At 71.1% G+C, this 16,079-nt stretch carries 19 protein-coding genes; 8 read left to right on the top strand and 11 right to left on the bottom strand.

Annotated elements, in window-relative coordinates:
* Positions 1-6: 6 nt before the first annotated feature.
* Both AC1ROY_RS03345 and AC1ROY_RS03340 read right to left on the bottom strand, forming a co-directional pair.
* Positions 7-438, bottom strand: coding sequence for a Fur family transcriptional regulator (locus tag AC1ROY_RS03345; protein ID WP_493147089.1), 432 nt, complete (start codon positions 436-438; stop codon positions 7-9).
* A gap of 78 nt (positions 439-516) precedes the next feature.
* Positions 517-948: a Ros/MucR family transcriptional regulator gene (locus AC1ROY_RS03340; RefSeq protein WP_493147087.1), complete on the bottom strand. Its 432-nt coding sequence runs from the start codon at positions 946-948 to the stop codon at positions 517-519.
* A gap of 129 nt (positions 949-1,077) precedes the next feature.
* On the opposite strand from AC1ROY_RS03340, the gene AC1ROY_RS03335 reads away from it, so the two are divergent.
* Complete coding sequence (locus AC1ROY_RS03335; protein WP_493147085.1) at positions 1,078-1,302, top strand: sulfurtransferase TusA family protein; 225 nt, start codon at positions 1,078-1,080, stop codon at positions 1,300-1,302.
* A gap of 43 nt (positions 1,303-1,345) precedes the next feature.
* Here AC1ROY_RS03335 and AC1ROY_RS03330 read toward each other — a convergent pair whose 3' ends face one another.
* From AC1ROY_RS03330 to AC1ROY_RS03315, 4 genes are all read right to left on the bottom strand, one after another.
* The gene (locus AC1ROY_RS03330) at positions 1,346-1,777 is read right to left on the bottom strand and encodes a GNAT family N-acetyltransferase (protein ID WP_493147083.1); all 432 of its coding nucleotides are present in this window, start codon (positions 1,775-1,777) and stop codon (positions 1,346-1,348) included.
* Positions 1,774-2,409, bottom strand: a complete 636-nt coding sequence (gene tsaB, locus AC1ROY_RS03325; RefSeq protein WP_493147081.1) for a tRNA (adenosine(37)-N6)-threonylcarbamoyltransferase complex dimerization subunit type 1 TsaB — start codon at positions 2,407-2,409, stop codon at positions 1,774-1,776. The genes AC1ROY_RS03330 and tsaB overlap by 4 nt, the downstream gene beginning before the upstream one ends.
* 129 nt (positions 2,410-2,538) lie before the next feature.
* Positions 2,539-3,399, bottom strand: a complete 861-nt coding sequence (locus AC1ROY_RS03320) for a cell division protein FtsX (RefSeq protein WP_493147080.1) — start codon at positions 3,397-3,399, stop codon at positions 2,539-2,541.
* Between the two features lie 105 nt (positions 3,400-3,504).
* Positions 3,505-4,170, bottom strand: a complete 666-nt coding sequence (locus AC1ROY_RS03315; RefSeq protein ID WP_493147079.1) for a cell division ATP-binding protein FtsE — start codon at positions 4,168-4,170, stop codon at positions 3,505-3,507.
* An 83-nt stretch (positions 4,171-4,253) separates the two neighbouring features.
* On the opposite strand from AC1ROY_RS03315, the gene AC1ROY_RS03310 reads away from it, so the two are divergent.
* The 7 genes from AC1ROY_RS03310 (at position 4,254) to AC1ROY_RS03280 (ending at position 10,680) form a co-directional block, all read left to right on the top strand.
* Positions 4,254-4,739, top strand: a complete 486-nt coding sequence (locus tag AC1ROY_RS03310) for a zinc-ribbon domain-containing protein (RefSeq protein WP_493147077.1) — start codon at positions 4,254-4,256, stop codon at positions 4,737-4,739.
* 248 nt (positions 4,740-4,987) lie between these two features.
* Positions 4,988-5,230 carry an acyl carrier protein gene (locus tag AC1ROY_RS03305; protein ID WP_131550772.1) on the top strand — a complete coding sequence of 81 codons (243 nt, stop codon included), beginning with the start codon at positions 4,988-4,990 and terminating at the stop codon, positions 5,228-5,230.
* Positions 5,231-5,257: 27 nt separating this feature from the next.
* The gene (gene fabF / locus AC1ROY_RS03300) at positions 5,258-6,538 is read left to right on the top strand and encodes a beta-ketoacyl-ACP synthase II (RefSeq protein ID WP_493147076.1); all 1,281 of its coding nucleotides are present in this window, start codon (positions 5,258-5,260) and stop codon (positions 6,536-6,538) included.
* A gap of 63 nt (positions 6,539-6,601) precedes the next feature.
* Positions 6,602-7,570: an endolytic transglycosylase MltG gene (mltG, locus tag AC1ROY_RS03295; protein ID WP_493147074.1), complete on the top strand. Its 969-nt coding sequence runs from the start codon at positions 6,602-6,604 to the stop codon at positions 7,568-7,570.
* A gap of 154 nt (positions 7,571-7,724) precedes the next feature.
* Positions 7,725-9,080 carry an LLM class flavin-dependent oxidoreductase gene (locus tag AC1ROY_RS03290; RefSeq protein ID WP_493147073.1) on the top strand — a complete coding sequence of 452 codons (1,356 nt, stop codon included), beginning with the start codon at positions 7,725-7,727 and terminating at the stop codon, positions 9,078-9,080.
* Positions 9,081-9,148: 68 nt separating this feature from the next.
* Positions 9,149-10,129, top strand: coding sequence for a Bug family tripartite tricarboxylate transporter substrate binding protein (locus AC1ROY_RS03285; protein ID WP_493147071.1), 981 nt, complete (start codon positions 9,149-9,151; stop codon positions 10,127-10,129).
* Between the two features lie 92 nt (positions 10,130-10,221).
* On the top strand, positions 10,222-10,680 hold the full coding sequence (locus AC1ROY_RS03280) for a MarR family winged helix-turn-helix transcriptional regulator (RefSeq protein WP_493147070.1): 459 nt from the start codon (positions 10,222-10,224) through the stop codon (positions 10,678-10,680).
* A 7-nt stretch (positions 10,681-10,687) separates the two neighbouring features.
* On the opposite strand, the gene mdoH is transcribed toward AC1ROY_RS03280, so the two are convergent.
* The 5 genes from mdoH to AC1ROY_RS03255 form a co-directional block, all read right to left on the bottom strand.
* Positions 10,688-12,598, bottom strand: a complete 1,911-nt coding sequence (gene mdoH / locus AC1ROY_RS03275; protein WP_493147069.1) for a glucans biosynthesis glucosyltransferase MdoH — start codon at positions 12,596-12,598, stop codon at positions 10,688-10,690.
* Positions 12,586-14,112 carry an OpgD/OpgG family glucan biosynthesis protein gene (locus tag AC1ROY_RS03270; RefSeq protein WP_493147067.1) on the bottom strand — a complete coding sequence of 509 codons (1,527 nt, stop codon included), beginning with the start codon at positions 14,110-14,112 and terminating at the stop codon, positions 12,586-12,588. Before AC1ROY_RS03270 ends, mdoH begins: the two co-directional genes overlap by 13 nt.
* 13 nt (positions 14,113-14,125) lie before the next feature.
* Positions 14,126-14,623 (bottom strand): hypothetical protein, encoded by a 498-nt coding sequence (locus AC1ROY_RS03265; RefSeq protein WP_493147065.1) that lies wholly within the window; start codon positions 14,621-14,623, stop codon positions 14,126-14,128.
* 127 nt (positions 14,624-14,750) lie between these two features.
* Positions 14,751-14,897: a hypothetical protein gene (locus AC1ROY_RS03260; protein ID WP_493147064.1), complete on the bottom strand. Its 147-nt coding sequence runs from the start codon at positions 14,895-14,897 to the stop codon at positions 14,751-14,753.
* 51 nt (positions 14,898-14,948) lie between these two features.
* Positions 14,949-15,992: a sensor histidine kinase gene (locus AC1ROY_RS03255; RefSeq protein ID WP_493147063.1), complete on the bottom strand. Its 1,044-nt coding sequence runs from the start codon at positions 15,990-15,992 to the stop codon at positions 14,949-14,951.
* Between the last annotated feature and the right edge of the window lie 87 nt (positions 15,993-16,079).

Here is a 16,079-nt window from a genome sequence, read left to right as displayed (position 1 = left end):
GCCCCGTCATTTGCGCCGGGCGGCCCGGGCGCTGGCCGGCTCCGCCGGTGGAGGCGCGGCCTTGCGCCCGAAGATCTCGAGGCGCAGCTGCACCAGGTCGAAGCCCAGGCGCGCCGCGATCTTCTGCGCGAGCGCATCGTGCTCCGCATCCTGGAATTCGATCACGCTGCCGGTGTCCACATCGATCAGATGGTGATGGATCCCGCGGTCGGCAGGGTCGAAACGGGCGCGGCCGCCGCCGAAGTCGCGGCGCTCCAGGATGCCCTTCTCCTCCAGGAGGCGGACGGTGCGGTACACCGTCGCCACCGAGACCCGGCTGTCGAGGGCCACGGCCCGACGGTAGAGCTCCTCCACGTCGGGGTGGTCCTCGCTCTCTGACAGGACGCGCGCGATGAGCCGCCGCTGGCCTGTCATCTTCAGGCCGCGCTCGATGCACATGCGCTCGATGCGGGACGCCGCTTCGAGAATGGTCCGGCTCCCTCTGCCTACCGCTTCCGTCACATTGCCGTGACGGAGTTAGCTCTTAGCAGGCTGATCGCTCTTGCGCGACTGGGTACCGAGGCCGATCTGCTTCGCGAGCGAGGAGCGGTGCTTCGCGTAGTTCGGCGCCACCATCGGGTAGTCGGGCGGCAGGGCCCACTTGTCGCGGTACTGGTCGGGCGTCATGCCGTAGGAGGTCTGCAAGTGACGCTTGAGCATCTTCAGCTTCTTGCCGTCCTCGAGACAGATCAGGTAGTCCGGCGTGACCGACTTCTTGACCGGAACGGCAGGGGCCTTCTTCTCGATCTCGATGCGGGCCGGCACCGAGCCGAGCGACGAAAGGGTGCGATGGACCTCGACGATCAGGCCCGAAAGGTCGTTCACGGAAACCGGGTTGTTCGACACATGAGCCGAGACGATTTCCGCGGTCAGCCCCAACAGATCGCCGACGGAAGAAGATTCTGACATAGCGTTTGTTCCTGTCCACTAGAAGATCGGGAAGGTCTACAGGGTTCCGCGACGATTCCGCAAGACAGATCGACATGTATGCCCCGGTAACAAACCATTACGAGAGCGAAAGCGAGAATGATGACGGCAATGCAACTGGTGGATGTCTCTGCTGACACTTGCCCGATGACCTTCGTGCGCGCGCGACTCCGGCTCGACCGCATGCTTGCGGGCGAGATCCTGGAGATCCGTTTCAGGGGCGACGAGCCTCGTCAGAACCTGCATCGGAGCCTGGCCGAGCAGGGACATTCAATCCTGCTCATGGAATTTCAGGAGGATGGGAACGGCAGGCTGCTGGTCAAGAAGGCCGGCTGAAAATTTATTCCAAAACAGCTCGTTTCGATTCGTTTCTATTTACTCAAGCCATGAGCGAGCGACGCATCGCAAGTGCATGTGAACCGGGCGCATAATAGTCGCGGCGCAATCCGATCTTCGTAAAACCTGCCGTGGCATACAGACGAATGGCCGCCTCGTTCGCCTCCGCGACTTCGAGGAACATCGCCTTCGCGCCGGCGGCGCCCACGGCGGCGAGCGCGGTCTTTACCAGCGCCGCGCCGATGCCGGCCCGCCGCGCCGCGGGACGCACCGCGAGCGTCAGGATCTCCGCCTCGTCGAGCGTCTGGCGCGCGAGGATGAAGCCCTCCTCGCCGGCGCGCAGCGCGAAGGTGCCGTCGAGGCCCAGCAGCGTCGCGAGGGTGTCGGCATCCCAGGCCGCGCCGGCCGGGAAGGCGGTGGCATGGATCGCCGCCAGGACCGCGGCATCCTCGGGCCCGGCGGCGACCAGCTTCATGTCGTTGCGGGCGGCTCGATATAGACGGGCTCGACCGGAAGCGGGGCCAGCTCGCCGGAGAGCCGGCGCCGCGCGACCGCGGCGAGGGCGAGCGGCCCGATATGCCTGATGTCGCCCAACGCCACGGGCCAGCCGCGCGCGGCCATGCGCGCCGCCGCGCGGGGCGCGCCGTCGCCGACGATGCGGGTGAGGGCATCGGGCCGGGGCAGCGCCGCTTCCGCCAGGACCTCGGGCGCGCCCAGCGCCGCGCCGTCGGCGCCGAAGCGCTCCAGGAAGAGCTGGCCGCGGCGGTTCTCCGTCGTGGCCCAGACGGGCGTCCTAGGCTCGGCGGTGGCGGCCAGGGCCTCGCCCGTCGTCACCGCGACGAGGGGGATGCCGCGTGCCGCGGCGATGCCCTGAGCCAGGGCGATGGCGCTGCGCAGGCCGGTGAAGCTGCCGGGCCCCACGCCCACGGCGACGGCGTCCAGAGGACCTGCCTCCGCGAAGCCGGCCAGCACGGCCTCGGCCAGCGGCGGCAGGGCGGCCGCCTGGCCATGCGCGCCCTCGGCGATCTGTTCGGCGCGGAGCGCGTCATCCTCCACCAGGGCGGCCAGGCAGCGGGACAGGGCGGCATCGAGGACAAGCAGGCGCATCCTTCCCGCTTCGCACCGAACGCGGAGTCCGGGCAAGGGCAGCCGGCAACGGAGCCTTCGGCGAGGAGGTAAGCCCGACGGGCATCCGGCCACACGGCCGCCGCCGCCCGCCGCTTGAGTGTGCAAAAACTACAATCTCCTCAGCCAGGCGCGGAGCGTGGTCCAGGCCGTGATCCAGCCGATCGCGGCCGCCACGACGGGCAGCGCCGCCAGCGCGGCCCAGGGGAGGTCGGCCGCCGTCGCCTCGCGCGCCAGCACCACCGGGATGGCCTGATCCGCCAGCGCCCAGAGCGCCGGCACCGCCAGCACCGCGCCGCCGGCCGCGCCCAGCGCGCAGAGCCGGGCCAGTCGCCGCGCGAAGCGGCCGGCGATGTCGCCGTCCCGCGCGCCGAGCTCGTGCAGGATGAGGATGGTCTCGCGCCGCGCCGCGATGCCCGCGCGCGTCGCCACCGCCACCAGCGCGGCGCCGACGAGGCCGATCACCGCCAGCATCGCCACCGAGAGGGCCCGCAGCCCCTCGGCCAGGCGCAGCGCCTGCCGCACGGCGGCGCCCTGGGTCTCGAGCTGCGCGCCGGGGATGGCCTCCACGGCTTCCACGAAGGGCGTCTGGTCGGCATCGGGTCGCAGCGTGATCGCGATCATCCGCGGCAGCGGCAGGCCGGGCACCTCGCCGAGCCAGGGCGCCATGAGCTGGCGCAGCCGCTCCTCGGGCACCAGGGCGGCCTCGGCGGTGCCGGGCAGGGCGGACAGCCGCTCGACGATCGTCCCGGCCTCGGCGTCGGCCGGGAGCTGCAGCAGGAGCTGGCCGGCCGCGCCGGCGTGCCAGCGCTCGGCGAGGCGGCCAGCGCCCTGCGCGCCTGCCAGGCCGAGCGCGGCGAGCAGCGCCATGGCGCCGACCAGCGCGGGCAGCAGGCGGTCGGCGAGGGCCCGGCGCAGGCCGAGCGGGTCGCGGCCCTTGAGATGGCGCAGGCGCGGGATCTCGGGGCTCATCCGGGGCGTCCCGCGGCCGAGGTCCCGGCCGGGACCTTCCATGCCCGGCGCGCCCCGGTGCGGAAAAGGCCGCCGGGACCGACCCGCGAGATACCGGACGAGACCTCAGCCATGGCCCACCAGCCGTCCGGCCTCCAGCTGCAGCGCGGGGGCGGGGTACTCCACTGGCAGGACCTCGCTGTGGGTGGCGACGATCACCGTGGTGCCGAGCCGGTGCATCTCGCGCAGCAGGGTGATGACGCGCCGCGCCTGGGCCTCGTCGAGATTGCCGGTGGGCTCGTCGGCCACCAGCAAAGCCGGGCGCGACACCACCGCCCGGGCCAGGGCGAGGCGCTGCTGCTCGCCGCCCGAGAGCGCGGCGGGCGCGGCGTCCGCGCGGTCGAGCAGGCCGACCCAGCGCAGGATCTCGCGGACGTCGGCCGTGAGGCGCGCCTCCGCGACGCCCTGGATGCGCAGCGGCAGCGCGGCGTTCTCGAAGGCGGAGAGGTGCGGCAGCAGGCGGTAGTCCTGGAAGACGACGCCGATTCGCCGGCGCAGCGCCGGGAAGGCCCGACGCGGCAGGCGCGCGATGTCGGCGCCGAGCACCTCGACATCGCCTTCGGTGGCGCGCAGAGAGAGATGCATCAGGCGCAGCAGGCTGGACTTGCCGGCGCCCGAGGGGCCGAGCAGCCAGGTGAAGCTTCCAGGCTCCAGCATGAAGTCGAGTCCGCTGAGCGCCCAGGCGCCGCGACCCTCCGGATAACGCAGCCCGACTCGGGAAAAACGCACCATGGAAGAAGTTTCGCCGCGGCGTTCATCATAAAGCAAACAGGTGGTTGCAGGATGTGCGCCGCCTTGGCACATGCGAAGCCGGAATGGACATAGCCTGCCCCAACTGCGCCGCGACGTATCGGGTGCCGGACGCGCTGATCGACGGCGTGAACGCGGTGCGCTGCGTGGCCTGCGGGCATACCTGGGTGCCGGATCCGCCCGGCCCGGCCCAGGTGCCGGCCGAGGCCGAGGCCCCGCCGCCTGTCCCGGAGCCGCCTCCCCCACCACCGCCGCCGCCACTTCCTCTCCCGGCGCCGCCCGACCCCGTGCCGCCCGCCGCCGAGCCGCCGCCGGCCCCGCCGACGCTATCGGAGACGACCGTCACCCTGACGCCCACCCGGGCGGGCCCGCCCAACCTCGCGCGGCGCCGGCTGCCGGAGGGAAGCCGCCGCCGGAACCCGTCGCGCCGGGCGCTCTCCGCGGCCTGGGCCGTCAGCATCGCCCTGGTGATCGCCTTCGTGCTGGGCCTCGCGATCTACCATGCGCAGATCTCGGAGGCCTGGCCGCCCTTCGCCCGGCTCGCCGGCTGAAAGCTGGCCGCCCGAACCCCCGCCTTGAAACCTCGGCCTTGAAACCCCTGGCCTTGAAACCCCGGGAGCCCGTAATCTGCGGAAGCGTGATGTGAACGGTGCCATGCGCCGAGTCGCGTCAGAGAATCCGCCGCTCCGGGCTTGCCACACGCCGCGCGCCGGCCTAGGTGCGCCCGGACGACACATGCTAATCCGCTCCGGCCGGCGCCGGGGCACCGAGCCGGCCCGCCGGCAGCAGGAGACAGGTAATGAGCGAGACCGCCGACAAGGTGAAGAAGATCGTCGTGGAGCATCTGGGCGTCGAAGAGTCCAAGGTGACGCCCGAGGCCTCGTTCATCGACGACCTCGGCGCGGACAGCCTCGACACGGTCGAGCTGGTCATGGCCTTCGAGGAGGCCTTCGGCGTCGAGATTCCCGATGACGCGGCGGAGAAGATCCAGACCGTGAAGGACGCCATCGAGTTCATCGAGAAGCAGCAGGCCGCGGCCTGAGCCTTCGCCTGGGATAGGGAACGTCACGTGTTCGCGCAGGGCTTCGCGCCGCGCCGAGTCGTGGTCACCGGCATGGGGATCGCGAGCCCGCTCGGGCTCGGGATCGAGAATGTCTGGAACCGGCTGACGAATGGCGAAAGCGGCATCACCTCCATCCAGTCCTTCGACACCAAGGATCTTCCGGCGCGCATAGCCGGCCAGGTGCCCGCCGGCGTGAAGGCCGACGGCAAGCTCGACCTGGCCGAGTGGATCCCCGTCAAGGACCAGAAGAAGATGGACCGCTTCATCCAGCTCGCGCTGGTGGCGGCCGTCGAGGCGGTCGAGGATTCCGGCTGGATGCCGGAGGGCGAGGAAGACCGCTGTGCGACCGGCGTGATGATCGGCTCGGGCATCGGCGGGCTCCAGACCATCCAGGAGACCTCGGTCCTCGTCGTCCAGAACCGGACGCGGCGCATCTCGCCCTTCTTCATCCCCGCCTCGCTGATCAACCTGGCCTCGGGCCACGTCTCGATCCGCTACGGCTTCAAGGGCCCGAACCACTCGGCCGTGACCGCCTGCGCGACCGGCGTGCACGCCATCGGCGACGCGTCGCGGCTCATCGCGCTCGGCGACGCCGACGTGATGGTGGCCGGCGGCGCCGAGGCGGCGGTCTGCGAGCTGGGCATCGGCGGCTTCTGCGCCTCCCGCGCGCTCTCCACCGCCTTCAACGACACGCCGGCCGAGGCCTCGCGCCCCTGGAGCAAGGACCGCGACGGCTTCGTGATGGGCGAGGGCGCGGGCGTCCTGGTCCTCGAGGAGCTGGAGCACGCCAGGGCCCGCGGCGCCAAGATCTACGGCGAGGTGATCGGCTACGGCATGTCCGGCGACGCCTATCACATCACCGCCCCGCCCGAGGACGGCGACGGCGCCTTCCGCGCCATGAAGGCCGCCCTGCGCGACGCCGGCGTGACGCCGGCCGAGATCCAGTACGTGAACGCCCACGGCACCTCGACCTTCGCGGACGATGTCGAGCTCGCCGCCGTGGAGCGCATGTTCGGCGACGCGGCCAAGGGCGTGGCCATGTCCTCCACCAAGTCGGCGATCGGGCACCTGCTCGGCGCGGCGGGCGCGGTGGAGGCGATCTTCTCCATCCTCGCCATCCGCGACGACGTGGCCCCGCCCACGCTGAACCTGGAAGAGCCCTCGCGCGCGAGCCCGATCGACCGGGTGGCCAAGGTGGCGCAGGAGCGGAAGATCGACGTGGCGCTGTCCAACAGCTTCGGCTTCGGCGGCACCAATGCTTCCGTGGTGTTCCGGGGCGCGCCGTAGCGCCTCCGATGATCGCGCCGGTCCCCTCCGCAACTCTCCGGGCCGGCGCGGCTTTAACCTGACATGCTGCGTGTGCTGGGTGTCCTCGGCGCCCTTTTCCTGTTGCTGGCGGCTGGCGCCGGCGTCTGGGGATGGGGCGCCTATTCGCGGCCGGGTCCGCTCGCTTCGACCGTCCAGGTGGTGATCCCGCGTGGCGGAACCGAGGTGATCGCCGCCACGCTGCGGGAGAAGGGGGTCATCGCCGATCCCCGCGTCTTCGCCGCCGCCGCTTGGCTCACGCGCGACGAGGGCCCGCTGCGCGCCGGCGAGTTCGCCTTCGAGCCCCGCATGCCGATGCGCGACGTGCTGGTCATCCTGCGCGAGGGCCGGATGGTGCAGCACCGCCTCACCATCCCCGAGGGGCTGACGGCCCGGCAGATTACGGTCCTGCTGGAGCGCGCGGAGGCGCTGACCGGCGAGGTGCCGCCGCTGCAGGAGGGCACATTGCTGCCCGAGACCTACACCTACACCCGCGGGGAGACGCGCGGCTCGGTCGTGCGTCGCGCGACGGCCGCGATGGACCAGGCGCTGGCCGAGGCCTGGGCGGCCCGCGCGCCGGATCTGCCGCTGGCCAGCCCGCGCGAGGCGCTGGTGCTGGCCTCCATCGTGGAGGAGGAGACGGGTGTGGCCGCCGAGCGGGCCAAGGTGGCCGGCGTCTTCGTGAACCGGCTGAAGCGCGGGATGATGCTGCAGTCCGACCCCACGGTGGCTTATGGCGTGGCGCAGGGCGCGCCGCTGGACCGCGCGCTGACCCGGGCCGACCTCGACTCGGCGCATCCCTACAACACCTACCGCATTCGCGGCCTGCCGCCGGGGCCGATCACCTCGCCGGGCCGGGAGGCGCTGCGCGCGGCGACGCGGCCGGAGGCGACGGAGGACCTGTATTTCGTGGCGGACGGCTCGGGCGGCCACGCCTTCGCGCGCACGCTGGAGGAGCACAACCGCAACGTGGCGCGCTGGCGCGAGATGGGGCGGCCGGCTCGGGCGCCGTAGGATGCTTCCGCCGGCCATTTGTCCGGCGGACGTGACATTGCCGAGGCTTCATGCTGCGCTCTGCCCAATCCGCGGTCAGGGCGGGTCTCGCGCATCCTGATTCCGGTCCGTCCGGCGGTTGTCCGCCCACTGAAAACACGCAGGAATCCGCGTCATGCCGAAGAAGATCGCCCTCGCCACCCTGGTCCAGCCCAATGGCAACCACCTCGCCGCCTGGCTCGCACCCGAGGCGCAGCCGGATGCCGGCACCGACATCGCCTGGTGGCAGCGCATGGCGCAGATCGCCGAGGCCGGGAAATTCGACCTCTTCTTCATCGCGGACACGCCGACCGTCCGCACCGACAACATGAACATCTGGAGCCACGCGCCCACCTTCATGAACCAGCTCGAGCCGCTGACCATGCTGTCCGCCATTGCAGGCGCGACGAGCCGGATCGGGTTGGGCGCCACGGCCTCGACCAGCTTCAACGAGCCCTACAACATCGCGCGGTATTTTTCGTCCCTCGACCACATCTCGCATGGGCGTGCGGCCTGGAACGTCGTGACCTCGGCCAACGACTACGCGGCGAAGAACTACGGCCATGCGAAGCTGGCGCCGCATGCGCAGCGCTACGAGCGCGCGCACGAGTTCGTCGAGGTCGTGAAGAAGCTCTGGGACTGCTGGGAGCCGGACGCCTTCATCTACGACCGCGAGCAGAAGCTCACCTTCGACCCGAAGAAATTCCACCTCGTCGCGCATGAGGGGAAGCACTTTCGCGTCGAGGGCGGCCTCAACATCGCGCCCGCGCCGCAGGGCCATCCGGTGATCATCCAGGCCGGCGCCTCGGACACCGGGCGCGAGCTCGCGGCGGAGACGGCGGAGGTGGTCTTCGGCACCTCGGCGACCATCAAGGGCGCGGTGGAGTTCTACAAGGACCTCAAGGGCCGGATGGCGAAGTTCGGCCGCCATCCGGACGAGCTGAAGATCCTGGGCGGCATCACCGTCATCGTCGGCGACACGCAGGAGGAGGCGGAGGCCCGCAACCTCCAGTACCAGGAGCTGCTGCACCCCGCCGTCGGCGTGATGCGCGTCGGCCAGGACCTGGAGACGGACCTTTCCGACCTGCCGCTGGACGAGCCGGTGCCGGAGCACCGCATCCCCGCCACCAGCAACCACCACCAAGCCTATTTCGCCGAGATCGTGGGCCTGATCCGCGAGGGGCTGACGCTGCGGCAGGTGGCCATGCGCTACAACCGCAGCAAGGCGACCTTCTGCGGCTCGCCGGCGCAGGTGGCGGATGTGATGCAGGAATGGGTCGAGGCCGGCGCCTGCGACGGCTTCATGGTGACCTTCCCCGTCATGCCGACCTGCCTGCAGGACTTCGTGGACAAGGTCGTGCCCGAGCTGCAGCGCCGCGGGATGTTCCGCGAGGATTATTCCGGCCCGACGCTGCGCGAGCACCTCGGCCTGTCCCGTCCCGTCAACCAGCACCTTGCCGCCCGCGCGGCGAAGGCCGAAGCCGCCGAGTAGCGCGGGATGGCTTGGGGCCACCCGGCCGAAAAGCCCGAATCCCGCGAACCATTGCTTGAGGAGACCGCATGACGACGCTCACCCGCCGGGCCGCCCTCGCGGCCACAACCCTTGCGCTGCCCGCGGTCGCCCGTGCGCAGGGCGCCTGGCCCAACCGTCCCGTGCGCATCGTCATCGCCTTCGCGGCTGGTGGATCGCTGGATGCCATCGGCCGCTCCATGGGCCGGTACATGGAGCGCGAGTTCGGCCAGTCCTTCATCGTGGACAACCGCAGCGGTGCGGGCGGGCGCATCGGCACCACCTTCGTCGCCCGCGCGCCGGGCGACGGCTACACGGTCATCATCACCAGCTCCGCGGCGCATGGCGTGGCCCCGAGCCTCTATTCCGACCTGCAGTACCACCCGATGAACGATTTTTCCCACATTGGGCTGGTGTGCAGCGGGCCGATGGTCTTTCTCGCCAACGTCAATGCGCCCTATCGCGACCTCGCGGGCCTCGTCGCCACGGTGAAGGCGCGCGGCACGCCGGCGAGCTTCGGCTCCGGCGGCATCGGCAGCCTCGGGCACCTGACGGGCGAGCTGGCGGGGCGCACGCTGGGCATCCCGGTGCAGCACATCTCCTACCGCGGCTCGGCGCCGGCGCAGACGGACCTGATCGCGGGGCAGCTGGAGCTGATCTCGGACAACATGTCGTCGCACGGCGCGCAGGTCTCGGCGGGCCGGGTGCGCTGCCTGGCCATCGCCTCGCGCGAGCGGCTCGCGGAATTCCCGGACGTGCCGACCTGGGCGGAGCAGGGCTATCCGCAGATGGTGGCGAATGCCTGGTACGGACTCTCGGGCAGCGCGGGCATCCCGGCCGACATCACGGCGAAGCTCAATGCGGGCCTTGCCGGCTGGCTGGCGACGACCGAGGCGAAGGACCTGCTGCGCGGCATGGCGATGACCCCCGAGGGAAAGATGTCGCCCGCCGAGTACACCGCCTTTGTGGACAGCGAGGTCAAGCGCTGGGGCGAGGTGGTGCGCAGCGCCAATATCCGCGTGGAGTCGTAGCGAGGGGAGGCCGGCGCGCCTCCTGCCCGCCAGATTTTTATCGCGATATGAATTTTCGTGGTAGGAAGAAAGCCGCGCAGGAAGATCTCGACATGGCCGGACCCCCACCCCTCTCGCTGGACGACCAGCTCTGCTTCTCGCTCTACGCGACCTCGATCGCCATCAATCGCACCTACAAGCCGATGCTGGACGAGCTCGGGATCACCTATCCGCAATATCTCGTCCTGAGCACGCTGTGGGAGCGCGACGGCCGCGGCATCTCGGAGATCGCGCACCGGCTCTCGCTGGAGCCCAGCACGATCACGCCGCTGGTGAAGCGGCTCGAGCAGGCCGGCTTCGTGGCCCGGCAGCGCGATTCGCAGGACGAGCGGCAGGTGCAGGTCCATCTCACGGAGAAGGGCGTGGGTCTGCAGGCGGAAACGACATGCCTGGCGGAGACGCTGCTCCGCCGGTCCGGGATGAGCGTGGACGACCTCACCACCCTCAACGAACGGATCCGCGCCCTCTGGGCGGCGCTGGCCCAGGGCGGGGCGGATTCCGCCGCGGCCTGAACGGCAACTACGTCGCCGAGGCCAGCTCCAGGCGATCGCGCCCTGTCGCGATGCGGGCTTCCTCGACCTCCCGGCGCTCGCGTGCGGCGAGCAGCAGCACGCCGGAGGGCGCCTCCTCCGTGGGCACCTGGAGCAGGCCGCGCGCCCGCAACCGCGCGCCGAGCCCCACGCTCGCCGTCCAGGCGACGAGCCAGGGCGCCAGCAGCAGGCCCACGAGCACGGGCGCCATCCAGGCCGCGAGCAGGGGGTTGATGAGGAAGGCCAGCACCGCCAGCACCAGGCCCAGCGCGAGATGCGCGCGCGCCAGCCCCAGCGCCGCGCGGAGGGTGATGGCCTCGCCCTCTCGGCGCTGCGTCGTCCAGCCGCCGTCGCGCCCGAGCAAGATGCCGACGACCTGCTGCGCCTGGGTCAGCATGGTCACGGGCGAAAGCAACGAGGAGATGAGGATCTCCAGCAGCCCGCTCGCCAGGATGCGCATCCCGCCCGATCCGCGCCGCGCGACGATGAGTGCGGCCAGCGCCATGAATTTCGGCGCGAGCAGCAACAGGAAGGTCGCGGCAAAGACCCAGAGGGCGCGCTCCGGGTCGACCACCGGCCATTGCGGGAAGAGCGCATGCGACTTCGGGAAATACTCCGGCCGCAGGAAATGCGCCTGGAGCGAGACCGCGAGGCCGAGGATGAGAAAGCCCAGCCAGAAGGGCGCGCTGAGATAGGCGGCGATGCCCGTCGCCATATGCAGCCGGCTCAGCGGATGCAACCCGGCCGTCGATATCACCGCGCTGTGCTGGAGGTTGCCCTGGCACCAGCGCCGGTCGCGCACCGCGAGGTCGGGCAGGGTGGGCGGGCCCTGCTCGTAGCTGCCGCCCAGCAGCGGCGCGAGGTGGATGGCCCAGCCGGCGCGCCGCATCAGCGCCGCCTCGACGAAGTCGTGGCTGAGGATGTCGCCCCCGAAGGGCTTGCGGCCGGGCAGCCGCGGCAGGCCCGCCGCGCTGGCGAAGGCCCGCGTGCGGATCATCGCGTTGTGGCCCCAATAGTTGCTGTCCGCGCCCGACCACCAGGCGAGGCCCTGCGCGATCAGCGGCCCATAGACCTGCCCGGCGAATTGCTGGAGGCGCGCGAAGAGGGTCTCGCCGCCCTGGAGCAACGGCAGCGTCTGGATGAGGCCGACATCGCCGTGCCGCTCCATGGCGGCGGAGAGCGTGACGATGGTGCCGGCCTCCATCAGGCTGTCGGCGTCGAGGATGAGGAATTGCGGATAGGCGCCGCCGAAGCGGCGCACCCATTCCTCGATGTTGCCGGCCTTGCGGCCTGTGTTCTGCAGCCGGTGGCGATAGAAGACCGCGGGCCCGGGAGCCTGGCCGAGCGCCAGCGCCCCCTCGCCCTCGGCGTCGCGTATGGCGGGGTCCGTCGTGTCGCTCAGCACGAAGATGTCGAAATGCTCCGATGCGCCCGCCGCCTCGAAGGAGGCGCGCATCGCCGCGAGCGTGGCGCGCCAGTGCGGCACGCTCTCGTTGTAGACGGGCATGAGCAGCGCGGTGCGCGACCGCAGCCGCGGCACCGGCGCGCGCAGGCCCAGCGGATCGGCGGCGAGGCCCATCGAGACCAGCCCCGCCAACGCGCTGGTGAAGGCCAGCGCGATCCAGACGAAGAGCATCGCGAAGATCGCCGTCATCACCACGCCCATCACGCTCCAGCGCGAGAGGCCGAGCACCAGCGACATCTCCGCCGTCGCGACGCCGGTGAGCGCGAGCGCGCTGCCGATCACCAGCAGCCGCCGCAGCCACATGAAGGAGGGGGCGGAAGGCCGGCGCGTGACGGAAGGCGCGGGCGCGCGGGAAAGGTCCTGCGCCGGCATCGCCATCGGCGACTCCGGCGGCAGGACCTCGAAGCCGGGGAGGGCCCGGCTCAGGCCGTCCATCGGAAGGCCCAGCTCTCGGAGACCGCCACCTGGCCGCGCGTCAGCCTTGCGCGCAATTCCACGACGCGCGCGCTGCCGGGGGTGAGCTCGAAGGCGAGGCGCAGGCCGCCCGTCTCGCGATTGGGCTGCAGCACCACGTTCTGCACCGTGCCCGCGCTGTTCTCCACGGCGACCTCGGGCGCCGCATCCTCAGGCCCGGCCAGCAGCGGCGTGGTGTCCAGCACGAAGAGCCGCGCGCGGCTGTCGCCCAAAGCGCCCATGCGGGTCGTGGTGAAGCGCGCGAGCCGTCCGTCCGACGGTTCCTGCGCGGACCAGTGCAGCCGGTAGCGCAGCTCGAAGGGCGTGTTGGCCTTGAGCGTCGCCGCCGGCGCCCAGAAGGCGGCGATGTTGTCGTGGATCTCGCTCTGCGTCGGGATCTCCACCAGCCGCACCTCGCCCGCGCCCCAATCCTGCAGCGGCTCGGTCCAGAGGCTGGGCCGGCGGTGATAGTCGGCGCCGAGGTCCTGGTAGTCGGCGAAGGCGCGGGCGCGCTGCACGAGGCCGAAGCCGCGCGGCGTCGCATCCTGGAAGCCGCTGACCTGGAGGTCGCGCGGATTGGCGAGCGGGCGCCAGATCTGCTCGCCGCGGCCGCTGCGCATCATCAGCCCGTCGGAATCATGGACGGCCGGGCGGTAGTCGCTCACGCCGTCGCGGTCCTGCGGGCCGAAGAAGAACATGCTGGTGGCGGGCGCCACGCCGATTCCCGCGACGTCCTGGCGCGGGAAGAGCGTGGCCTGCACCTCGGTCGTCGTGGTGTCGCCGGGCGTCACGGTGATGCGGTAGGCGCCGGCGAGGCTCTGGCTCTCCAGCAGCGCGTGGATGACGGCGGCGGCGTCCCCGGGCTTCGGCTTCTCCAGCCAGAAGGCGGTGAAGGCCGGAAACTCCTCGCCCTGCGGATCGGCGGTGCGGATGGCGAGGCCGCGTGCGGAAAGCCCGTACACGTTTCCCCGCCCGAGCGCGCGGAAATAGCTGGCGCCGAGGAAGGAGCAGAGCTCGTCGAAATGGTCAGGCCGGTTCAGCGGCGCGAGCAGGCGGAACCCGGCGAAGCCGATGTCCTCCTCCTCGCCGGGCGCCTGCACGTCCTCGTAGCGGAACTGCGAGGCGCGGAAGCGGATGGGCGTGGCCTGGCCCTCGGCGACCTCGAAGAGGTCCACGCGATCCTTGAACAGGAAGCCGCGATGGTGCGGCTGCATGCGGAAGGGCGAATCCGGATCCGACCACCAGGCCTGTGCCGCATCGAAGCGAATCTTGCGGTAGCCGTCGTAGTCCAGCCGGTCGAGCTGGCGCGGTAGGGCGGCCTGACGTCTGCGGAAGGGCTGGGACGCGATGTTGCGCGCCAGCTCCGGCACCGTGTTCGCGTCAAAGGCGGCCGGCCCGCGCCGATCGGCGGGCAGACCCTGCGTGGTGCCGCCCATGTTCCCGAGAAGGACCGGAGCCCCCGCCACGGCGCCGATGAGAAGACCGCGTCGCTGCATGGGCAGGCGTTCCTCAGGATCGATGAAGGGTGGAGGAATCCGCGTCCGCGAACTCCACGACGGGGTGATGGCGCTCCAGGATGGATTCGGCATTGGAGGCCTGAGTCGCGTCGCCGGCCCGCACGATCACCAGCGTGCCGCCATGGCGCAGGCGCTCGCTGTAGTGGCCCGCCTCCGTCTCGCCGATTCCCTGAGAGGTCAGCGCGCCGATGAGGCCGCCGGTCGCCGCGCCCATGCCGGCGGCGGTGAGCACGGTCGCGAACCATCCCGCGGCGACGACCGGGCCGAAGCCCGGCACGGCGAGCAGCCCCATGCCGGCCAGCAGGCCGGCGCCCGTTCCCAGCATCGCGCCGACCGAGGAGCCGGAGCGGAGGCTGACCGTGCCGGAGGCGGATTCCTGTGCCGCCTCGGCGAGGCTGACCTCGAGGCCGGGCAGGCTGAGCGCGTCCAGCTCCTCGACGGCCTTCACCGCCGTCGCGCGATCCTCGAAAATCTTGGCGACTGTGAGCATCGGAAGCTCCTGAAAAGCGGCCGGCCGGGAATCACGCGAGCCGTTGGGATCGACGCGATACCCGGCCGGGCCGGCGGAATGGATGGACTGGCCCGCCACGAACGCGGCAGGCGGCCTCAGGTTGCCGTCAGACGGGCATCTGGCTGCGATCCACCATGGTGGTGAACCAGCTGCCGTCCTCGCCGCGATACATCACCCACCAGGGCTCGCCCCGGCGCTTCGGCACCATCGCGTATTGCGCGAAGATCGTGCCGTTCGGCGTATGGAGCTTCATCGGTCGCGCGAAAGCCAGCATCTTCGAACCCCCGGAACGTCTGTCGGAGGTTCAACGCGCCCCGTCCGTGCGGGTTGCCGAGGCGGGGAAGTTCACGACCACCCGCGCGCCGCCGCCGGGCGCGTTCTCCAGATGGAATTCGCCGCCGAGGCGCTGGGCGAAGCCTTCCATGATGGTGGTGCCGAGCCGTGGCCTGTCCTGGATCACGCCGGAGAGCCCGTGCCCGTCGTCGCGCACGGTCAGCGCCAGTGCCTTGCCCTGCCGCCGCAGCGAGACCGCGAGCGTGCCGCCCGCGCGGTCCGCGAAGCCGTGCTTCACGCTGTTCATCACCGCCTCAGCGACGATCATCGCGACCAGCGTGGCCGCGTTGTGGTCCAGCGGCGGCGCCTCCACCACCACCTCGACGGCGATGTCGTCGCGGCCCACCGAGCGCAGGAGGTCGAGCGTCAGCGCGTCCAGGGCCTCGGCGAGCCGCTCGCCCGCGAGCTCGGGGTCGTGCAGGCGGCGATGCACGGTGGCCACGCCGTGCAGCCGCTGCACGGCCTCCGCCAGGGCCGCCTCCGCATCCGCCATGTCCGCGATGCGCGCCGACTGGATGGACAGGATGGAGGCGAGCGACTGGATGCTGTTCGCCACGCGGTGCTGCAGCTCGTGATAGAGATGCCGTTCGTGCGCGAGCAGCTTCTCGATCTCCTTCCGCGCCGCCACGATCTGCGCGGCCGCGGCGTGCAGGATCTCGACCAGCACGATTTGCCCGACCCCCACCAGGACGAAGAGCCCGAGCGCGATCGCGCCCCGCGGCCAGAAGAGCGCGAAGGAGCGATACGGCGGCAGGAAGAAGTACCAGGCCGCGGCCACGGAGAGCGCCAGCACCATCAGCGCCGGCCGCCAGCCGGCGAAGACCGCCGTGAAGAAGACCGCGAGGAAGAAGGTGGCGAAGGGCACGCCGTCGATGCCCGCGAGCCAGCGTATCCCGAAGGCCACCGCGAAGGCGGCGAGGCCGAGCGCCAGGCCGCCCGCCAGCCCTTGGCGCTGGCCGGCCAATTTCGCGAGAAGTGGCATGTCGGTGGCGGTGATCTCGGCTTGGCGGTTCACGTAAGGTGGCCCATGCTGGCAAGGCCATCCATAACACAGGATAGGGTCCACGCCGCTGGAGCCCAAGCTGCCCTGCAAGGCCTGCCC

It is taken from the genome of Roseococcus sp. GW821-FHT12F05 (genome assembly GCF_058806835.1).
Note: the sequence above shows the minus strand (reverse complement) of the source record. Positions and strands in the feature narration are given on the sequence as shown.